The organism is Dyadobacter luticola (assembly GCF_005860805.1).
Lineage (GTDB): Bacteria > Bacteroidota > Bacteroidia > Cytophagales > Spirosomataceae > Dyadobacter > Dyadobacter luticola.
In genome coordinates, this window is record NZ_VCEJ01000004.1 from 455,692 (window position 1) to 475,540 (window position 19,849).

Here is a 19,849-nt window from a genome sequence, read left to right on the forward strand (position 1 = left end):
TTGCATTTACTGCATCAGGCTTTTCCAGTGGGACAACTTATACAGTGCAACTATCAGATGCGACTGGATCATTTGCTAATCCATTGGAAACTGCTACTGGTACGTCAAGTCCGATAAATATAGCAGTCCCCCCAAATGCAACTGCTGGCGAGGGTTATAAGGCGAAAGTGCTAGTTATCACTCCGGCAAATGCGGGTTCAGAAAGTACCGCATTTAGTGTCAAAGCAACCCCAGCTACGCCATATAGCGGAGTCTATCCAGGTTTTTGTGTTGGTGACACAAAAGCCGCTCTTCCAGTTTCGACAACTCCAGGAACAACCTTTACATGGTATGCTCCAGATGGTACACCGCTTTCTGGAACACCTGTTATAAACACATCGTACTCACATATAGGTGGAAATTATGTTTATTCTCAAACGGTAAATGGTTGTGAAAGTGGGAAGGCCACAATAATGGTAAACGTTTACGAAGTCGCTCATCAACCTAGCGTTACTCCACCAGCGCCTATTTGCCAGAATTCCGCAATAACTTCTGATATTCTTAAAAACGCGGTTTTTGCCAGTGCACCTGGTGGATCTAGCGCTCAATTAACTTGGTATGAAAGTGAGACAGGTGGAGGTACCCAAACAACCCCTACTCCTTCCACATCCACAGTGGGAACAAAGGATTATTTTGTTACTGCTGATTATGCACTTGCTTGTGAAAGCCCAAAAGTAAAAGTTACTGTTACAATTAAGGAAGCTCCTGTAAAACCTGTTCCGCTTTCTTCATCAATTTCATATACGCTTAATGCATCTACGGCAATAATTCCTGATCCTACAGGAACTAGCGGAGCTACGTTCAAATGGTATGATGTGGAGACAGCGGGAAGCCCACTTCCAGCAGCTCCAAAACCATCAAGTGCCGTGGCTGGTACAAAAAGCTATTGGGTAAGCCAAATCGTAAATGGTTGTGAAAGCGAACGCTCAGAGATAGTCGTAACTATAAGTGCGTGCACCCCCCCTGCCGCACCGGCAGTTTCCGACGTGAACAAGAAAATCGGCGATCCAGAGTTCACTTTGAATGCAACTGGTGAAAATTTAAAATGGTATACTTCTGCAACCGGAGGAGATGGTACAACCGTTAAGCCTAAACCGTCCACTGCCACTGCTGGAACTACCAGCTACTTTGTGACTCAGACGGTAGGTGGATGTGAAAGCCCTAGGGCGGAAATTAAGGTAATCGTAGCGGCCTGCACACCTCCTGATCCACCCAAAGTTGCGAATGTTAGTTATACTTTAAATGCTCCAACGAAAGCACTTGAGGCCGATGGAATTAATCTGAAATGGTATACTTCTTCAAGTGATGTAACTGGATCGGCAACATCACCTAAACCATCCAGCGGAACAATTGGAGTTACAAGTTATTTCGTGACGCAATCATCGGCTTCTGGTTGCGAAAGTGCCAGGGCAGAAATCAAAGTTACTGTAACCGCATGTACGCCGCCGGATGCGCCAACAGTAGCTGACGTTTCGTATTGTTTTGGTAAAACGGTGACACCGCTAACAGCAACAGGTATTGGTCTCAAATGGTACAATGCAAATGGAGATCTTCTTGGTTCTGCTCCAACACCTTCGACTAATGCTGCTGGAACAGTTTCCTACTTCGTGACACAAACGGTTGGTGCTTGTACAAGTTCAAAGGCGGAAATCAAGGTAACAGTTAATCAAACTTCCCCACCAGCGGTCGACAATATCGATTATTGTTTAAATGCGACTGCTCCAACGCTTACGGCTACCGGCACATCATTGCTTTGGTATACTGCGTCCAGCGGCGGGACCGGATCTGCTTCGGCGCCCACGCCAACTACTAATAGTTTGGGTACAAAAAGCTATTTTGTAAGCCAGACAGTAAATGGTTGCGAGAGCGCGAGAAGCGAATTGAAAGTGACTGTCAAAAATTTGTCTGCGCTGCCCACAGTTACCTCGCCTGTTAGTATCTGCCAAAATTCTGACGCAACGGCTCTAACTGTTACTGCAACGTCACCAAAATGGTATACTACTGCGACAGGGGGGACAGCGCTAGGTGCAGCTCCCATCCCAGTCACTACAACAGCTGGAACGACCAGCTATTATGTCAGTCAGACAGCTGCGACACTTTGCGAAGGTCCACGGGCTAAAATTGATGTAGTCGTAAACGCTACTCCCGCGGCACCGACTGTTAAAGCGTTGGACTATTGCGTTGGCATCAAGGCCGATCCTCTGACGCCCTCTGGGACCACTTATAAATGGTATGCTGCCCTGACAGGTGGTACTGGTACAGGAACGGCTCCTATTCCATTAACTACAACCGCTGGCGTAACCTCTTTTTATGTTACGCAATTAAGCGCATACGGATCACTATCTTGCGAAAGCCCACGCGCTAAGCTGGATGTGACCGTCAATCCAACACCAGCAAACCTGGCGGCACTTTCCGAAGCGTATTGCCAGACAAGAGGAGATTCAACCTACACATTCCCGACAAAAGCGGCGGACGGAAACACATTGAACTGGTATACCGCAGCATCAGGCGGGACCGGCTCTGCGACTACGCCGACCGTCAATGCTAAAACTGCTGGCGAAGCGACATTCTATGTCACACAGAAATCAGCGAAAAACTGCGAAAGTCCGGCGCGTGTAGCGCAGAAGGTGCGCATCAAGAAATTACCGAATGTTCCAACAATCGAAAAGCCTTCAATCGAATATTGCCAATTTATCAAAGTAGATCCTTTGACTGCGACGCCTGTTACCAATGCTACTTTGAACTGGTATGACAGCCAGACTGGCGGAAGCGGAAGCAATACTGCGCCAACTCCTTCTACTGCCGAGGGTGGGACAAAGTCTTATTTCGTGGCACAAACATTGGAAGGGTGTACCAGCGACCGTGCGAAAATCGATGTCAAAATCAACACAACACCGGTTCCAGACACTAAAACATCCCTTGCATATTGCCAGAATGAAGTGGCACCGAGATTGGAAGCGACTGGTAATGTTTTAAAATGGTACCGCTCGGCGGATGCTACGGAATTTCAGGGCGTCCCCTTCACGCCATTTACCGAAAAGGTACAGGATTACTCGTTTTTTGTAACCCAAACCGGTGCTACGAATGGTTGCGAAAGTCCGAAAGAAGAGATCAAAATTCACATTAAGTCGCTGCCATCGGCCACGATTACCGGTAACTCTACCATTGATCTGGGCAGCACGGCGAATATCAACATTAAGTTTACCGGCGACGGTCCCTGGATTTATGCGCTTTCAAATGGTTTGACCGACACAACCGACCAATCGAACCACCAGGTGGAAGTGAAGCCGAGCACGACGACCACGTATGTCGTGACCGAGGTTTCCAATGCTTGCGGCAAAGGTTTGCCGATCGGAAGCGCGCTGGTGACGGTGAAAGTGCCGACGATCAATTCAGGAAATCCATCTGTTGCGGAAGTTTGCGCAGGAAAAACATTCAGCGTTCCTTTCCAGCAGTCTGGCGATTTTCCTTCTGAAAATACCTTTAAAGTACAGATCGCGGCCAACAACGAAGACGCGCAGTTCCGGACCATCCCATCGACCGCGACCAATAACATCGTAACTGCGACATTCCCTGATACAACCAAAGGCGGGAGCTATTTTGTACGGGTGATCAGCTCAGGCGCGAATGCCGAATTTACAGTGAAAGGTAGTGTCAGCGCAATTACGATCACCGCAAGTCCGCTCCCGATAGCAACATTGACCGGCACGCAAACGATCCTGGTAGGTGAAAGTGCGAATCTCAAAGCGGAAATCACCGGCAGATCACCCTGGACACTGACCTTGAACAATGGCACGAAGGATACCTTGATCACAGCTTCCGTTACACCCTATACGTTTAGGGTAACGCCAAAGACAACTTCGACCTATACCATCACAAGAGTAACGAATGGCTGCGGTATTGGAAACGGCGTCGGCTCGGCAAGGGTGCAGGTAGATCCGATCCTGGGCGTAGAGCCATCGAAATCTGCCGACTGGGTGAAAGTGTATCCGACTATGATCCAGGCGAATTGCATTGTGGAGATCACTGGTACCTTGGTGCCAAAACAGGCGTCGGTTGAGGTGGTTGATCTGAGCGGCCGGTCGAGAGCGATAAATGTGATCCGCGAAAAAACGACAGAGATCAATTTCAGCAGCTATCCATCCGGTTTGTACCTGCTGCGCATCAAAAACGGTGATCAGAGCACGGTGCAGCGGGTGATGAAACCTTAAATATTGAGCATTAAAAAAAACAAAACAGGACGTCATACCGATGTCCTGTTTTTTATTGATAAACCAAATGGATATACAAGCGGACATTCTGGACGGCTACTTTATGGCCGAGGCGCTGCGGCTGGCGCATAAGGCCTACGACGCCGGCGAGGTTCCGGTGGGGGCACTGGTAGTAAGTGGCGAAAAGGTCCTTGGAAAGGGCTTTAACCAAACTGAATTATTGCGCGATGTAACTGCCCACGCCGAAATGATCGCGATCACAGCGGCTTCAGACCATTTGGGTGCCAAGTACCTAACCGATTGCACATTGTACGTCACGCTCGAACCTTGTGTCATGTGTGCGGGTGCTTTATACTGGACACAAATGAAGCGGGTGGTGATAGGGGCATCGGACGAAAAGCGCGGTTTCACGCGTCTTGGAAAACCCATTTTACACCCAAAAACCCAGCTCACGAAGGGCATTTTGGCGGCGGAATCGCAGGAATTGCTGCTCAAATTTTTTAGGCAATTAAGAACATAAAGCGTTTTTCTGCTGTTAGCCAACTGATAAAGCAGATTTATTAATCTTAAACTACACAGAAAATGGCATTTACACTTGATCCCTTACCTTACGCAAACAATGCATTGGAGCCGCATATCGATGCATTGACTATGGAGATACATCATGACCGTCACCACCAGGCTTATGTTACCAACCTGAATGCAGCAGTAGCAGGAACCGAATTGGAAGGCAAAACAATAGAAGATATTATTGCAAACATCAGCAAGGCGCCTGCGCCAGTTCGGAATAACGGCGGCGGGCACTGGAACCACAGCTTTTTCTGGAAATCACTTTCTGCAAGCGGTGGCGGAGAGCCAACCGGCAAACTGGCTGAGGCGATCAATGCGAAATTTGGCTCGTTTGCTGCTTTCAAAGACGAATTCAAAAAAGCAGCCATCGGCCGTTTCGGGTCAGGCTGGGCATGGCTGATCAAATCCGGCGACGGCGTTGCGATCACTTCTACGCCAAACCAGGACAACCCATTGATGGACATCGCCGAAGTAAAAGGCACACCGATCATCGGTCTGGACGTTTGGGAACATGCTTACTATCTGAAATACCAAAACAAGCGTCCTGACTACATCGAAGCATATTGGAATGTAGTGGATTGGAAAGCCGCTGACGCGCTTTTCACTTCGGCGAAGTAATCGTCTGATATATAGGCAAAGGGTTTGCAGCTGCTAAATTTTTAGATAAAATCTCTTGCAAGCTGTAAACCTTTTGTTACTTTTGTGTCCTCGAAAACGGGATTATCCGTGTTTGAGAAGAATAAACGGAGGTTGTAGCTCAGTCGGTTAGAGCGCTAGATTGTGGTTCTAGAGGTCGCGGGTTCGAGACCCGTCTCCCTCCCTTGAAATAAGTTCAAAGTCAAACAAAATGCCTGTAAATCAATGATTTGCGGGCATTTTTGTTTTTCAGATCATATCAAAAAATGCAAAAATTCCCATGTTTTCAGTGAGTCTTTCGTGTAGTTCACTCACTTTGAGAAAAAGACTCACTGGAAACGGCATAACAAATTGATAGACAACCTGTTCACCGCATGGACATCTTGACTGGCAAGCGTGGTAGCTCGATATTTAACCACTTTTAAACGCTTGTGTTATGTTGGAAAAAACATTCGGCCTGCTTTTCTATTTAAAGCCCGCCAGAAATCAAAAAGGAACAGTTCGCTACGTTTACCTGCGAATTACCGTCGACGGCAAGGTCGCCGAGCTATCTACCAAGAAGCTATGGAATACCGAAAGGTGGAATTCCTCAGTCGGACGCCCCGCCGGAAACAAAGAAGATGCCAAAACGCTCAATGCGTATTTGGACATGCTTACTGCCAAAGTGTATCAGGCCAAGAAGATTCTTACCGAAGATGATAAAGAAATTTCTGCGGAAGGCTTGAAAAACATTTTGCTTGGCAAAAGCAATGAGACCCGTACCATTCTTGAAGTCTTTGCGCACCATAATGAGCAGATGGAAGCGCTGGTCGGCCAGGAGTTCGCACCACTCACTTTGAAGCGCTACAAGACCGCTAAGGAGCATACTGCTTCCTTCATCAAATGGAAGTACAAGAAGGATGATATGGAGATCAAAGATCTAAACTTCGAGTTCATTACGGAATTTAACTTCTGGCTCCGTAGCGCACGAGGTTGCAACCATAACTCCGCGATTAAGTACATGAGCAATCTGAAAAAGGTTGTACTGATTTGTGTTAATAACAAATGGTTGAAGAAAGATCCGTTTCAGGGATTTAAGCTGACCAAGAAGGAAGTGGTGAAGAATCCGTTGTCTCGGGATGAACTGAAACGGCTTACTGAGAGAGTTTTCGAAGTCGAACGGATCAGCCAGGTGCGGGACATTTTTCTTTTCTGCTGCTACACCGGGCTCGCTTATGTCGATGTGAAGCAGTTGAAGACTACAGATATTGTCGTGGGAATGGATGGTGAGCCATGGATTGACACCACCCGGCAGAAAACGGATGCCCCTACACGTATTCCTCTGCTGCCTACTGCGCTCGATATCGTCGAGAAGTATAAGGAGCATCCGCAGTGCTGTAATAAGGGCGTCGTGCTGCCGGTGCTGAGTAATCAGAAGATGAATGCTTACTTGAAGGAGATTGCTAACCTTTGCGGGATTTCGAAGACGCTCACTTTTCATATCGCGAGGCATACTTTCGCTACTACCGTGACGCTGAGTAATAAAGTGCCGATTGAGACGGTTTCCAAGATGCTCGGGCATCGGTCTTTGAAGCAGACTATGATTTATGCCAAGATCTTGGACGTGAAGATTAGTGAGGATATGAAGGGGTTGCGGGAGCGATTGAAGGGGATGTAGGGTTGTAAGAGCGAAGCGTCAATCGCGGAGGCTTGGCGTTTCGCTCATTGCAAACAGATAATACTAAACATATCATTTTGTTATACAATAAAATATTATTTGGTTTGGGGTTATTTGAAGTATTCTATCATGTAGCACTGATCCGACGTTTAGTTACAACCATCTAAAAGTAAAACTCTACTCAAAATCGTTATTAATCAGTGACTTATGCCAATCTTCTAACCCGTATTCTCTTTTTAAAACACTTGTATATCTTTCAAAAAAGTCATTGTCAAGTATATAAGGAATAAATGGCCGAAGGATTGTTGGTGTAAAGCATGGTCTATCAATTGTGTAAGTCTGACCTGCTAACGACTCGAACCCCAAATAACCATGTTCCATCAATTCAGTGACATGGGATAAAGTATAGGCTTCGGATAGGTTTAGATTTTTAAACTTTAGTTTCTGTGAGGGCGAAAATTGTTCAATGCTAAATATTCGTTTATCATTAGAATAAAAATCCCCTTCCAATTGATCATATAGGTAAGCAAAGATCTCTTGGAACTGTTCATTCCCTCTGTGACTGTAACTATCTGATTTTAAAAGAAAACTGCGTTCACGTTTCAATTTAAAAACCCTTTTACTCATCAGAAAGGTGAATATGTTATCATCTACAACCAAATTTTCATTATGTTCAAGACATACATATAAGCTGTCGATGCTAACATCATGATAGCCTTCCCTCCCCCAGCTTCCGGCAGACGTACTTATAAATAGAGCAACCTTTCCTAGCTCTTCATCACTTTTTTCCAGATCATCCAATGAGATGTTACGATATTTACTAATCTCCACATCTCTAATATAGCCCCGTAACCCATCAATAGTTATACTCTGGAGATTTTCTGGTGACAGTCGATACTTATTGTTCGAATCAGTAGTATCAACTGTCTCAATCGAGGAATTATGAAAGACAAGTTCATTAGTGCCATTTCTAAGAAAGTAAGGCCGTTGGCGTTTTACCCCCAAATACGCTCCATATGTATTATCAATGACATTGATTGTCTCTAAATTTCTTTTGAATCTTTTAAAATCCGCGGCGTCGCTGGATTTAAATACTTCAACATCCGCTACCCACTCAATTTCATCATTATAGAAAATGCTCGTCCAATTGACTAAATTCTTATAGTTGATGAGATCTTCATTCAAAAATGGTTTATACCTACAAATATTTTTAAGTTGTGAATCACGGGGATCTGACGTAAGGAAATAGTTAAGGGATCTGCGACTTGACTCAGTGTTCCTAAACAAGTCAGAATATGTAACCAAATCTCTATCAATAATATATCTTCGTGCGGAATTTAAAAGTAGTTCAATCTCGTAATCTTGCGCTTTAATATCCGAGAATGTGCAATACCAAAATATTTTTTCTAGAAAATACGAGTTATTACTGGGAAAAATTGCTTCAATTATTTTTGATACAATTTCTAAATCAGGTATTTGAATTCTATATGTATTGAAATTATCGTGAAACATTTGGTCACATCTCTCATGTTTCAGAGACGGAAACTTCCTAATTGAATTCAAGAAATATTTCTCTGTATCGGCGGAGACATCAAACCAAAGTTCGAATGGTCGCAATTGACGAATGTTTTTGACAAGCTCAGCACATTTGTCAGGTACTAAGGAAAAAAGCTGAATAATAGCGTCTTCCGATCCCTTGTGTTGAAGAGAAGACCATCGTTTAACAATACTATCACCCAATTCCTTAGAAGCACGACATTTGGTTTTGAACTTCTTATATGCGGCTAACACATCATTCGAAAAACGATTGACGTTCAATGAATTATCTTTGTATAGACTGCCTCCCTCAGGAAGTTTTTTCGATATTCCCCAATAAACAGATTTTGGAAAATAGGAATGAATTAGCCCATGCCGATAGATTTTCTTCAAGATAGGGAAGTATTTAATATACTGACTATCAAGATAATTAACAAAGAAATGGCGCAGGTTACCATGTGTATCGTCCTCTCTATTTTTTGATTCTAGATAGCCTAAAAGATCACAAAATGAAAATAGGCATTGAGTTTGAGGTACTGAGCAGTATGTCAATGAATTACTTTTCCCTGTTTCAATCTTCGAAAGTGTAATTATATCTCCAACTACATTCCTATCTAAAAAGTCAAAAAGTGATTCAACGTCACTAGACTTTGGCTGTATAGTGGTTGTTATCGAACTGGATGAAGTACTTGGCTCGTTTGACATTGTATGAAAATTAAGCGGGATTACATTATCTGAAAGTATTGAAGAGTTATATCTTTAAAGATTAACAGTTTTTTAGCTCGTGCTTTCATTCACTTGCTTTCCCCCTGCTCTAATCGCTCTTCAATTTCCTCAATTGTCGGTAAAGTACTTTTTAGGTCATCAGGTAGCGACTCAGAAATCCGGTATTCGGATATACCTATTGGTTTGTTTACATCACGCAGAGCATACTCTGCCATCATTTTATCACGCTTTCGGCAGATTAGAAGCCCAATAGTCGGATTGTCATGCTCGGTTCGTAGCTGGTCATCAACAGCAGATAAATAGAAATTTAGTTTACCGACGAATTCTGGTTCAAATTCAACCGCTTTCAACTCAATGACTAAATAAGCTCTTAGTTTTAGGTGGTAGAATAATAAATCTATCGAAAACTCTCTTTCTGAGACCTCGATCGGATATTGTCGACCTACGAATGCGAATCCCTTGCCAAGTTCCAGTAAAAATTTCGTTATGTGCGCAACCAGACCATTTTCCAGATCTCGTTCCTTATAACCGTCAGCCAACGTCAAAAAATCAAATAGATAAGGGTCTTTGATCGATTGTTGTGCCAGATCAGACAAAGGATCCGGAAGAGCCCGCCCAAAGTTTGATACTGTATTAGCATGGCGTTCTGAGTAATTCGATTCAATTTGCATGATCATAACATCGCGGGACCAGCCCTGCTGAGCTGTTTCTGCGATGTAAAATAGGCGCTTGTCAGGGTCTTTTACTTTACTAAGTAAGGTGATGTGATGGTACCAGGTCAATTTTGCAAGTGTGACTTGCAAAATTGACTCATCAGGATACGCCGCAGCGAACGACTTCATATACCGCAGGTTACGCGGCGACAAACTTTTCATATTTGGAAATTCCGCCTTCAAGTCTGTTACCAAACGTAACACAACTTTCTGCCCCCACCCTTCTTGCTTTTCTTGATCTAATATGATCTTACCAATTCTCCAATAAAGAGACAGCATTTCGACGTTAGCCGAAATCGTCGCTCTTAACCGAGCTTCTCTAATCTCTTTTTTAAGCTGCTCTAAGAGAGCTATGTAATCTGTCATAAGGAAATCCTTAATATATTATCCATACAAAATTATATCCAAAATGTTAAGGCTGACAATACATCCTACTGCTTATTAGCACCATAATAAAAATAAAACCTAAAATCTTATGCTCTTATAAGCGAGTGCCAATTCATTATAAAGCCACTTTTTATCTTTGCGGCAGGATGGATGAAAGAAATTAATGATCTTGATACCTTCCCATGTCCCCATGCTAAAAGTTCCGGACTCCGATTTTTTAATTGGGACTTCAAACAACTGAATGGGATAATTGTCATATCGAAAACCGCAAACAATTAGCGTTGGAGCAATTTCACGAATTTGTTGTAGCAGCAGTGAACGGCTCACTCCAATGTAGCCCCAAATCGTTTTTGGGTGAGCTTTTGCTCTACCGGCGGTCTTTTTTACGTTGATAAAGGCTATTGATTTTAAAGCTTGTTCTCGGTGATTTTTTTCTATCGCATCATATGGCGTTGAAAAGTTGTTTTCGATACCATGTGCCCACTCACTTATTCTGACCGAAAAACCCAAATGCACATGATCCTCCCACCATATCCGGTAGTCTGCTGCATAAGTTTCCTTATTGTAGGTGTTAGGCAAGTTGTGCTCCTTGGCGATAAAAAGGATTTTTTCCCTGCTACTGAGGAATAACTTTTTGTTGATTATTCCATCTTTGATAAAAACGCCATTATAGTCTGTAAGCTTGGTTTGCGCTTCATACAATGTGCTAAAACTGTCAAAAATCGCATCATCATTCATGATTGAGAGTAGATTATAAAATGTTGTCGTCCAATGAAATTTCTTCTACCGACACTTCAAACGTCAGCACCGACAGCGCGTTTACAATATCCACCGTCTCTACACTGACACATATTACACTTATGGAAAATAACCATCAGAACTATAAAGCGCTACAACGAATGTAGAAAAATACAATTCCATTTTCATTACATTAGTCCATTAAACTAGCCATCCTCTGCAATGGATCTTATTTATTTAGACTACAACGCCACAACACCAACTGCTCCGGAGGTGATTGATGCGATGTTACCATTCTACTCCAAAATATACGGTAACGCATCTAGCACGCACAAGTTTGGAAAACAAATTAGCGAGACCGTAAAACAGAACAGAAATCAGATTGCTGAATTCATGCAATGTGATAGTAGCGAGATAATTTTCACCTCAGGAGCAACAGAGGCAATAAATTTAGCGATTATGGGGGTTGCCAATGCCTATCACCATAAAGGTCAGCATATTGTCACTGCTAAAACCGAACATCCTGCTGTACTTGACACATGTCGATTTTTAGAAAAAAGAGGATTTGAAGTAACCTATTTATCTGTTTCTCACGATGGAATGCTAAATGAGGAAGACATAAGGGCTGCCGTTCGTCCAGACACGATTTTGGTTGCTTTGATGGCAATAAACAATGAAACAGGAGTTGAACAACCTTTACAGCAAGCGGCTTCAATTGCTCATGAGGTAGAAGCTGTATTTTTATCGGACACAACCCAGGCTATTGGAAAAATTCCATTTTCTATAAATGATACCGGTGTGGACATCATAGTATTTTCATCCCATAAATTCTATGGTCCCAACGGCATCGGTGGGTTATTTATTCGGAAGGTATTGCCTGGCGGCATCACCCTTGAAGCATCAACGCACGGCGGTGGACACGAACGAGGCTTAAGAAGTGGCACATTAAATGTCCCTGGTATCGTTGGAATGGGGAAAGCCTTTGAACTTGCTGAAGCCCAAATGTCATTTGACGCCTTGAAGATTGTCCAATTACGAGATCATCTGGAAAGGGAATTATTAAAAATTGAAGGCACGTTTGTTAACGGCAATACTAAAAAACGCTTATATAATGTCACAAATATTTGCTTCCCTGAAATCGATGCTAATGTTTTGATAGGTCAACTTGACAATATCGCCGTATCAAATGGATCCGCATGTTCCGCATCCATATCTGAGCCGTCTCATGTTTTGAAGGCTATGGGCCTAAATGATGACAATGCCTTGGGATCTATCAGGTTTTCTCTTGGCCGATACACGACAAAGGATGAAATTGAACAAACAATAGAGTCAATTAAAAATCGCATGTATGCTGTCCGGTATTGAGTTTCCAAAAAGTGAAGAGTACCGAACAGGAACGGAGAACGAGCCATTGACCTTTTACATGGAGTCCTTGATGGAAAGCACTAGGCTTGATCTTCTATTAGGTTATTTTAGTTCATCGGCAATTAGCGTTTTATCCCTAGGGTTCGCAAAATTTATCAGTAACGGTGGTAGGGTAAGGTTTATTATAAACCATGTTTTATCCACTTTTGATAAAGCTGCTCTTGTACATGGTACAACAGCAGACATTGATAGCTTTGAGTATTCCGTCCAAGACTTTAAAAGATTAAGGGAATCATTAGATAGTTATGGCATCCACTTCTTCGAATGTATTGCCTGGTTGATTTCGGCTAATCGAATTCAGATACGGGCAATAAAACCAGTAGGGCGTCGCGGAATAGCTCATTACAAATCTGGAATTTTTTATGATGATTCGAGCAAGGTTAAATTCAGGGGATCCTGTAACTTCACAGGATCAGGATTACTTGAAAATTTGGAAGAATTGGACATCAAAGTCTCTTGGAAAACGGACGAGAACATTTTTTCAGAGTACGAATTCGACTATAATCAGATTTTTGACGGTCTTACGGACTATGCTGAAATTATTCCATTTGAACAGATAGAGGAAGTCATAATTCGTGAGTATGGTGGGAAAGACTTGGATGAATTACTTGTAAATGAACAAAATTTAGTATTATTAAAAGCCAAAGAAATTAAGAGTAAGAAGCATCAACAAGCAGTATTAAAGATTTTGGAAAATATTAAGAAATACCTCATCACACCCCGTTTTCCATATGAAAGTGGCCCGAGGGATTACCAAAAAGAAGCTTATCAAAACTGGGTCAACAATAATTACCAAGGTATTTTTGCCATGGCTACTGGCACGGGCAAGACAATAACTTCCCTGAACTGCGTTTTGAATGAATCACTTCAGACAAACAACTGCTACCAAGCCGTAATTCTAGTGCCGACCACCGTTTTGTTGACACAATGGATCCAAGAAGTTAAGAAATTTAATTTTGGGGAAATAGTTACGGTGTCGTCTGAAACCAAGGACTGGCAGGCTCAATTAAGTCGTATAACTTCTCAGCTTAGTTTTGGAGTAAATGTCTCGTTTATAGTTATCGTAACATACAAGTCGTTCACGAAGGCGCAGTTTCAAACATATTTTAAAAAGCTTCCGTCTTCAACAATTTTACTAGCGGACGAAGCTCATAATATTGCATCCCCGGCTGTTTCTCGTTTGCTTGAAAGCATACATCTTAATAAACGTATAGGGCTTTCAGCAACTCCTAAACGCATTTATGATCCTATTGGATCTGAACATATGGAAATCTTTTTTAACGATAAAGAACCATATGTATACAACTTCTCAATGGAACGGGCCATTAATGAAGGAATACTTTGCCCTTACTACTATTACCCAAAGGTTGTAAGTTTGACTTCGGAGGAGATGGAAGTCTATTCAGAAATTTCTAATAAGCTTGCGCGACTCTATGCGAGAAATGCTCATGAAGCCACGTCATCCAAACAAATAGAAATGCTTTTAATGCAGCGCAAACGGATAATCCATAAAGCGCAAGGAAAACTAGCAGCTTTTGAATCCATTTTGTCTGAGATTATAAGCGAACGCGGACAGATAGGTTATACTTTGGTATATGCACCAGAAGGCTATTATGAGGATAGCGAATTTGACAATGATACATTTCCTGAATTTACCGATGAAAACCGAATTATTGACTTCTATTCTACAATAATTCGAAGAGTTTCTCCACTGACCACCTTAACCCAATACACCAGTGAATCCGCTGACAAAGATTTAGTTTTGCAGCAATTTGAGCAGGGTCAGGTCAATGCACTACTTTCAATGAAATGTTTGGACGAAGGAGTTGATATTCCAAGGACTGAACAAGCGATATTCTGTTCAAGTACGGGTAATCCAAGGCAATTCATTCAAAGACGCGGTCGCATTTTAAGAAAGCACCGGGACAAAGGATTTGCATACATTTATGATATGGTGGTTATACCAAGAGTAGATCCAAATAGTCCTAGCTTTCAATTGGAGAGAAAACTCGTTCGAAAAGAACTAGAACGAGTGGTACACTTTGCATTTCTGTCCACTAACAAATACCAAGCTACACAAACCTTTTGGGAAATATGCCAGCAATATAATCTCAACTTGGACACCATCCACTTAGACCTAACCTCCTGAATATGTTACAAATTGAGCTGATTAAGTCCTTTTTAAAAGACGATGAAATACAAAAGAAGTACGGTCTCACTCCAACTGACGTTGATCAGATGTCGATGACCAGCAAATTCTCACTAGAAACACAAACTTTCGTCAATTTAGTCACACAAATGGTCAAGGAAGTAGAAGATCAAAATACGACAACTAATTCCGCTGCTGCTCGTCTAAATGCTCATCTTGAAAATGCCCTTCGATAAATATGTTAATCCGGAAAATCAGCATAAGCAATTTTATGTGCTATTACGGCACAGAAAATAACTTCAATTTTGTTGAAGGTCTTAATATCATTCTCGGCGCAAACGGATATGGCAAGTCAAAACTATATGATGCTTTCCAATGGGTTTTTAACAATGGGATAACAGACACTTCTCCTCGTTCCATACCAGGAGGCTTGAAGACAACAAATCTGGTCAAAGGAGAACTGATATCAGAAAAGGCAAGAGTAGAATGTGAAATTGGTAAATTCGTTGAAACCAAAGTAGTGATAGAAGTAGAGAACGTCCGTAATGGATCATTGAAACAATATCAATTAATAAGAACTTACGGCATTCAACGCTTGGATGAAAAAACCTGGATTGAACCGGGATCAAGCGAATTCCAGATATTAGAATATGACATAATTTCATACAAGCCAATCCCGGACAATTTGCATGATGAAGTCCTAGACAGACTTATTCCCACAGATGTTCGTCCGTATTTGTGGTTCCAAGGCGAACGTGGAATAAGTAACCTCATAGACACGTCAAGTAACGCATCTTTAAAAGTTGTAATTAAGCGTCTCTCAGACATTGATCGTTGGGAAGAATATATTCGTGTAGCAGAAAAGGCTCATGAATCCGCCAGAAGCGCTTTTGACCAAGAATTAAAAAAGTCTCAGAAAGACCGGGCAAAGATTATCGAATTACAAACAGAACAGAGGCTATTAGAGCAAGATGTTCGTCAAATAGAGCAACAAATTACCAATGCCTCTCAAAATCAGCAACATGCGCAAGAAAAGAAAGATTCTCTGTTGGCCAGCATTGAGTTTGCTGAAACAATAAATAAACTCATCAAAGAGAGATATAAAGCTGAAACATCCTATACAGCGGCAACGAAGCAATCAGACAGCTTTGATGAAATTCTAAGCAAATCCCTGTTTAATGACAACTGGGTATTGATGAACACATCATTTTTAATTGAAAAGTTTGAAGAAAAACTGACTGCTTATGATGACGTTGTAGCCGATCGTAAGTATCAGGCCAACCTAACAAAGCAAGCAGCTGAAAAACTTCAAGTCCGACTTCCGGAAAACGTTCCCGAACCCATGTATGTGCGCTCAATGATGGAAAAGGAACATTGTTTAGTTTGCGATCGACCTGCACCACGAGGTACTGATGCATTCATTGCGATAAACAGCTTATTAAAATCGGAGCCAGAAATAATTCCAACCGAAAAACAACGTAAAAATTTAAGACCGTTTTTTAGGCACTATTATCAGGCTGGTTTGGGGATGAAGTATAGTATCGATACTATTCCAGAAAGAGTACAAAAATCGATACTGCAACAAAATTACATTCGAGAGAATGTTAGAACTTTAAAAGACGAGCTAGATTCCAAAATACGAGAGCTCCAACAACAAGAGCAGCTAAGCGGAATAACAAATGCCCGGGACATTGTAAATTCAATGAATATCGCGGTGGACGATATTCAAAAATATGAAGGTGATTTAGTTACCGATATGAACAAAAAAAATCAAAAAGAAAGTCGCTTAAGAGAAATCAATGATATTTTGGCACGGTTATCAGAAGGACAGGTACCACCTCATTTGACCAAAAAAAAGGCCATTCTTTTTGATCTAGTTGAACTCACTAAAAGAATTAAGAAAACAAAGTATGAGGAGCTAGTACGGCAACTTGAAGATACGGCAAATCTGCATTATAAAAATATCAACGCTCCAACAGGAGCATTTTATGGCCGTATTCGCTTTATAGACACAACAGATGGTGGTTACCGACCAGCAATTATTGATAATGATAGCAAAGAGGTCGGAAATCTAAATACATCTCTTGTCAGCTCGTTAAAATTGTCAATTGTTATGGCAATAGTGTCAGCTAACAAAACCAGAAATTACGCATCATACTATCCATTAATTTCAGATGCACCAGTATCTGACTTTGATGTTGTAAAATCCATGACTTTTTTCAAAGAAACGGCAAATACTTTTACACAAAGCATTGTTATTGTAAAGGAATTACTGATTGAAGACGATAGTCGGGATGGTCGCTACAAACCGGATATGGACCGTCTAGTAGAACTGAAAGAACAACTGGAACTAAATAGTAAAGAATTGAACGTTTACCAATTGGATATGCCTGACGGTATCGCTAATTCTTTTAGAAACGAAATCGAAGTAACAATTCAAAAAATTAAAATATAAATGCAAACTATTTTCGACCGATTCGAAAAAAAAGATCCTCGATATCCAATACGATTTATTGGCTTAATCGATCGACTAGCTCGAAAACGGGCATTTGATACGTCGCTAGGCACAGAAGAAGAGAAATATTCACAAGGCAAGATTTTCGCAAACTACTATGAGTGTTTTATATATGCAACCATTCTTGGTATACGTAAAGAGTATAGAATTCCGTTTAGCCGCGCAACCGAAGGCGCAAAATTTCTAACGATTGAATCTTGGAGACCAAGGGAACTGGTCGAGTATATATTTATGTCATTGTTGGTGCTCTCAGACATAAATTTTGCTGATTTAGAGGAGCTAGACGAAAAAGAGACTGATGACAAAGCTCTTGATCTAATTCGTCTTATGGAAGAATATGCTAACGGAGGATTTGATTTGATGCAGTCGAAACTAGCCGATGAGCCTCAACTATTTGAGGATCCATATGGGGCCGTAAGTTTCTTAAACACTCTCTAAATTTCATTAATTAGGCTACAGCGTATCTTTTTGCGATATCACCCATAAACAAATCAATCATTTCTCTGTCAGCTCGTTTTTCTTTTGAGTATCTGAGCATCTCTTTGATTAATGTGAAAATATCATCCTTATGAACAATTTCACAAATAAAGTCATCTAATTCAAGTTGACCAATTGGGGTATTACCTTGAAAGATAAACCAGAATAGCTTGCCTAACTGGAAAATATCCGATTTATCATCTATAACACAATCAAAACCGATATTTGCTTTCTGAGTCAACAGCTTATTCATTGCTTCGGGAGATAACCAACCGATGGGCCCGATCCGCTCACCGATATCATCGTAATCCTTTTCTCTATGCGCGACTATTCCAAGATCACATAATTTCCAAGTAGCAGTTTCACCACCTTTAAATGATAAGAGTACGTTATCCGGCTTAATATCTCGATGATAATATCCTTCATCGTGCAATTCCTTTATCGAATTATAGATATCTAAACATAATTTAACCTTTTCAGAATCGTCCAAATTGTTATTCCCAAGTATATATTCTTTTAGGTCAGTGTCAGCCTTTTCCATAACGTAGTAGGGAAAATCTCTATTATCAACATTAATTACACCATCAAATTCTATCTGGATTATGTTTTGTTTACCCTTCTCTTTTAATTCTCGTAAAACAAAAATCTCGTTCATAAATCGGCCATGACGTCTCTTAACATGAGGGCTAGCGTTCCTTCCAGGACTCGAATAATTGCAAATTTTAATAGCAAAATCAGCATTCCTTCCACTAGAATCTCTTAATGCATATACATTTGAGTTTCCCCCTTTTGAAAATTTAAATTCAGAAGATAAATATTTAAGATGGTATCTAGTGCCATCGTTCACTATTTCATTAAGCTCATCAACAAGCTCCCCGCCAACCTCTGATAAAACTAATGAGCGATCTCGAAATTCCATTCTAAAACAAAGTTCTACCAGTTGAAGATATGAGAGAAGATACTTTGATAGGCCAGTAGCCTTCAATTTCAGTTAAATCATCGTTTGTTAGTTCATAAAAATTTAAAGCATCCATTATAACAAGATTTGCGTCTTCATCTTCCTCAGACTTACTTAGCGGTACCGAATCCGAATTTTCTAAAAGCTTTGCAAAAAATTCCGACCTAGCGTCCCGAGCCTTTTTTGAATTTGACTGGCTCACACAATTGTCCGCATATTCTTTAAATGAATAACACTTTTCATTGGTAGGATAAATATCTGGACCAATTAAAATCAATATCTTATAAAAATGATCCAAAGTCTCCCCGGTGAGTACCCTATTGTTGTCTAAAAAACCGAAAAGAGTATAAAAGTCACTTCGCTGCTTATACCGAGTTTTCTTTATTGGATAAATAGAGTTAAACCTTTGCAAATGCAATAATATGTCAAGAAATCGTTCTTCAAGTTCACGACTCTTTGATTCAGAAAAATCCTCATCACCATAAAATTGTTTATCTACTTGAATCTTTTTGTCTGTGTTACCTAATAATAGTAAGGTTAACAACTCAGTTACTAAATCTGTGTGGTTTAATCTATTCAAAGATGTTTCGCTAAATATTTGCAGAGACTCGAAGTCAGGGTGGTCAGCTAATTTCTCAGCCAATATCTGCTGTGGCGTGGAAGAATATTGCGCTTTTAAAATTTCTGGCCGATTTAGTTTAATTCCTGAGGAATTTACACGATAATAGAAGTCCTCAATTTCTGATTTACTAGAATTCGAAATAACATAGACTGCAATCTTGTAATCTTGATAAAAAAAAGATTTGTCAACTGTCTCAATCGTTTCTTTTCCGTCGTCCGCAAAAAATCCATTATGGTAGCCCAAAATTGTCCTAGTCCTTTGCTGTCCATCGACAATTTCAAATGTATTATCGTCATTTCTGTAAAAAAAGAATGCTGGTAAAGGATAGGACAACTTAATTGAACCAATTAATTTCCTTTTCGCATTAGCAGACCAAATATCGCCTCTTTGATAAGGAGGAGCTAAATTCAGCGAACCAGACTCATATAAGTCAATTAATTGTCTAATGGTCCAAGATTCGATAACAAAATTCATTATATTTAATTTACAT

15 protein-coding genes and 1 tRNA gene are annotated in these 19,849 nt (G+C 41.0%); 10 read left to right on the forward strand and 6 right to left on the reverse strand.

Annotated elements, in window-relative coordinates; all coding sequences use genetic code 11:
• Positions 1–685 precede the first annotated feature (685 nt).
• Positions 686–844: a hypothetical protein gene (locus FEN17_RS27275; protein ID WP_171037913.1), complete on the reverse strand. Its 159-nt coding sequence runs from the start codon at positions 842–844 to the stop codon at positions 686–688.
• Between the two features lie 10 nt (positions 845–854).
• On the opposite strand from FEN17_RS27275, the gene FEN17_RS12605 reads away from it, so the two are divergent.
• The 5 genes from FEN17_RS12605 (at position 855) to FEN17_RS12625 (ending at position 7,113) form a co-directional block, all read left to right on the forward strand.
• Positions 855–4,250: an Ig-like domain-containing protein gene (locus FEN17_RS12605; RefSeq protein WP_374756669.1), complete on the forward strand. Its 3,396-nt coding sequence runs from the start codon at positions 855–857 to the stop codon at positions 4,248–4,250.
• Between the two features lie 67 nt (positions 4,251–4,317).
• On the forward strand, positions 4,318–4,770 hold the full coding sequence (locus FEN17_RS12610; RefSeq protein ID WP_171037915.1) for a nucleoside deaminase: 453 nt from the start codon (positions 4,318–4,320) through the stop codon (positions 4,768–4,770).
• A gap of 62 nt (positions 4,771–4,832) precedes the next feature.
• The gene (locus FEN17_RS12615; RefSeq protein ID WP_138365713.1) at positions 4,833–5,438 is read left to right on the forward strand and encodes a superoxide dismutase; all 606 of its coding nucleotides are present in this window, start codon (positions 4,833–4,835) and stop codon (positions 5,436–5,438) included.
• Positions 5,439–5,565: 127 nt separating this feature from the next.
• Positions 5,566–5,641 (forward strand) — tRNA-His (locus FEN17_RS12620).
• Between the two features lie 251 nt (positions 5,642–5,892).
• Complete coding sequence (locus tag FEN17_RS12625; RefSeq protein WP_138365714.1) at positions 5,893–7,113, forward strand: site-specific integrase; 1,221 nt, start codon at positions 5,893–5,895, stop codon at positions 7,111–7,113.
• Positions 7,114–7,290: 177 nt separating this feature from the next.
• On the opposite strand, the gene FEN17_RS12630 is transcribed toward FEN17_RS12625, so the two are convergent.
• The 3 genes from FEN17_RS12630 to FEN17_RS12640 all read right to left on the reverse strand — a co-directional run bounded on the left by FEN17_RS12630 (position 7,291) and on the right by FEN17_RS12640 (position 11,213).
• The gene (locus tag FEN17_RS12630; protein ID WP_138365715.1) at positions 7,291–9,354 is read right to left on the reverse strand and encodes a hypothetical protein; all 2,064 of its coding nucleotides are present in this window, start codon (positions 9,352–9,354) and stop codon (positions 7,291–7,293) included.
• A gap of 89 nt (positions 9,355–9,443) precedes the next feature.
• A complete protein-coding gene (locus FEN17_RS12635) occupies positions 9,444–10,454 on the reverse strand; it encodes a PDDEXK nuclease domain-containing protein (protein WP_138365716.1) in 1,011 nt (336 codons plus the stop codon).
• A 99-nt stretch (positions 10,455–10,553) separates the two neighbouring features.
• Positions 10,554–11,213, reverse strand: a complete 660-nt coding sequence (locus FEN17_RS12640; protein WP_138365717.1) for a hypothetical protein — start codon at positions 11,211–11,213, stop codon at positions 10,554–10,556.
• A gap of 222 nt (positions 11,214–11,435) precedes the next feature.
• Between FEN17_RS12640 and FEN17_RS12645 the strand changes: the two genes are divergently transcribed.
• Genes FEN17_RS12645 through FEN17_RS12665 form a run of 5 tightly spaced genes read left to right on the forward strand, consistent with a single transcriptional unit; the run spans position 11,436 to position 17,740 of the window.
• Positions 11,436–12,578 (forward strand): cysteine desulfurase family protein, encoded by a 1,143-nt coding sequence (locus FEN17_RS12645; protein WP_138365718.1) that lies wholly within the window; start codon positions 11,436–11,438, stop codon positions 12,576–12,578.
• Positions 12,562–14,787, forward strand: coding sequence for a DEAD/DEAH box helicase family protein (locus FEN17_RS12650; RefSeq protein WP_138365719.1), 2,226 nt, complete (start codon positions 12,562–12,564; stop codon positions 14,785–14,787). The genes FEN17_RS12645 and FEN17_RS12650 overlap by 17 nt, the downstream gene beginning before the upstream one ends.
• A 2-nt stretch (positions 14,788–14,789) precedes the next feature.
• Entirely contained in the window at positions 14,790–15,023 is a 234-nt protein-coding gene (locus FEN17_RS12655) for a hypothetical protein (RefSeq protein WP_138365720.1), read from the forward strand.
• Positions 15,024–15,025: 2 nt separating this feature from the next.
• Positions 15,026–17,242, forward strand: coding sequence for an AAA family ATPase (locus tag FEN17_RS12660; RefSeq protein ID WP_138365721.1), 2,217 nt, complete (start codon positions 15,026–15,028; stop codon positions 17,240–17,242).
• Positions 17,243–17,740 (forward strand): DNA phosphorothioation-associated 4-like protein, encoded by a 498-nt coding sequence (locus FEN17_RS12665; RefSeq protein WP_138365722.1) that lies wholly within the window; start codon positions 17,243–17,245, stop codon positions 17,738–17,740.
• Positions 17,741–17,750: 10 nt separating this feature from the next.
• Here the strand turns inward: FEN17_RS12665 and FEN17_RS12670 are convergent, their stop codons facing one another.
• Positions 17,751–18,698 (reverse strand): protein kinase domain-containing protein, encoded by a 948-nt coding sequence (locus FEN17_RS12670; RefSeq protein WP_138365723.1) that lies wholly within the window; start codon positions 18,696–18,698, stop codon positions 17,751–17,753.
• 1 nt (position 18,699) lies between these two features.
• Positions 18,700–19,833: a DUF262 domain-containing protein gene (locus FEN17_RS12675; protein ID WP_138365724.1), complete on the reverse strand. Its 1,134-nt coding sequence runs from the start codon at positions 19,831–19,833 to the stop codon at positions 18,700–18,702.
• Positions 19,834–19,849 lie beyond the last annotated feature (16 nt).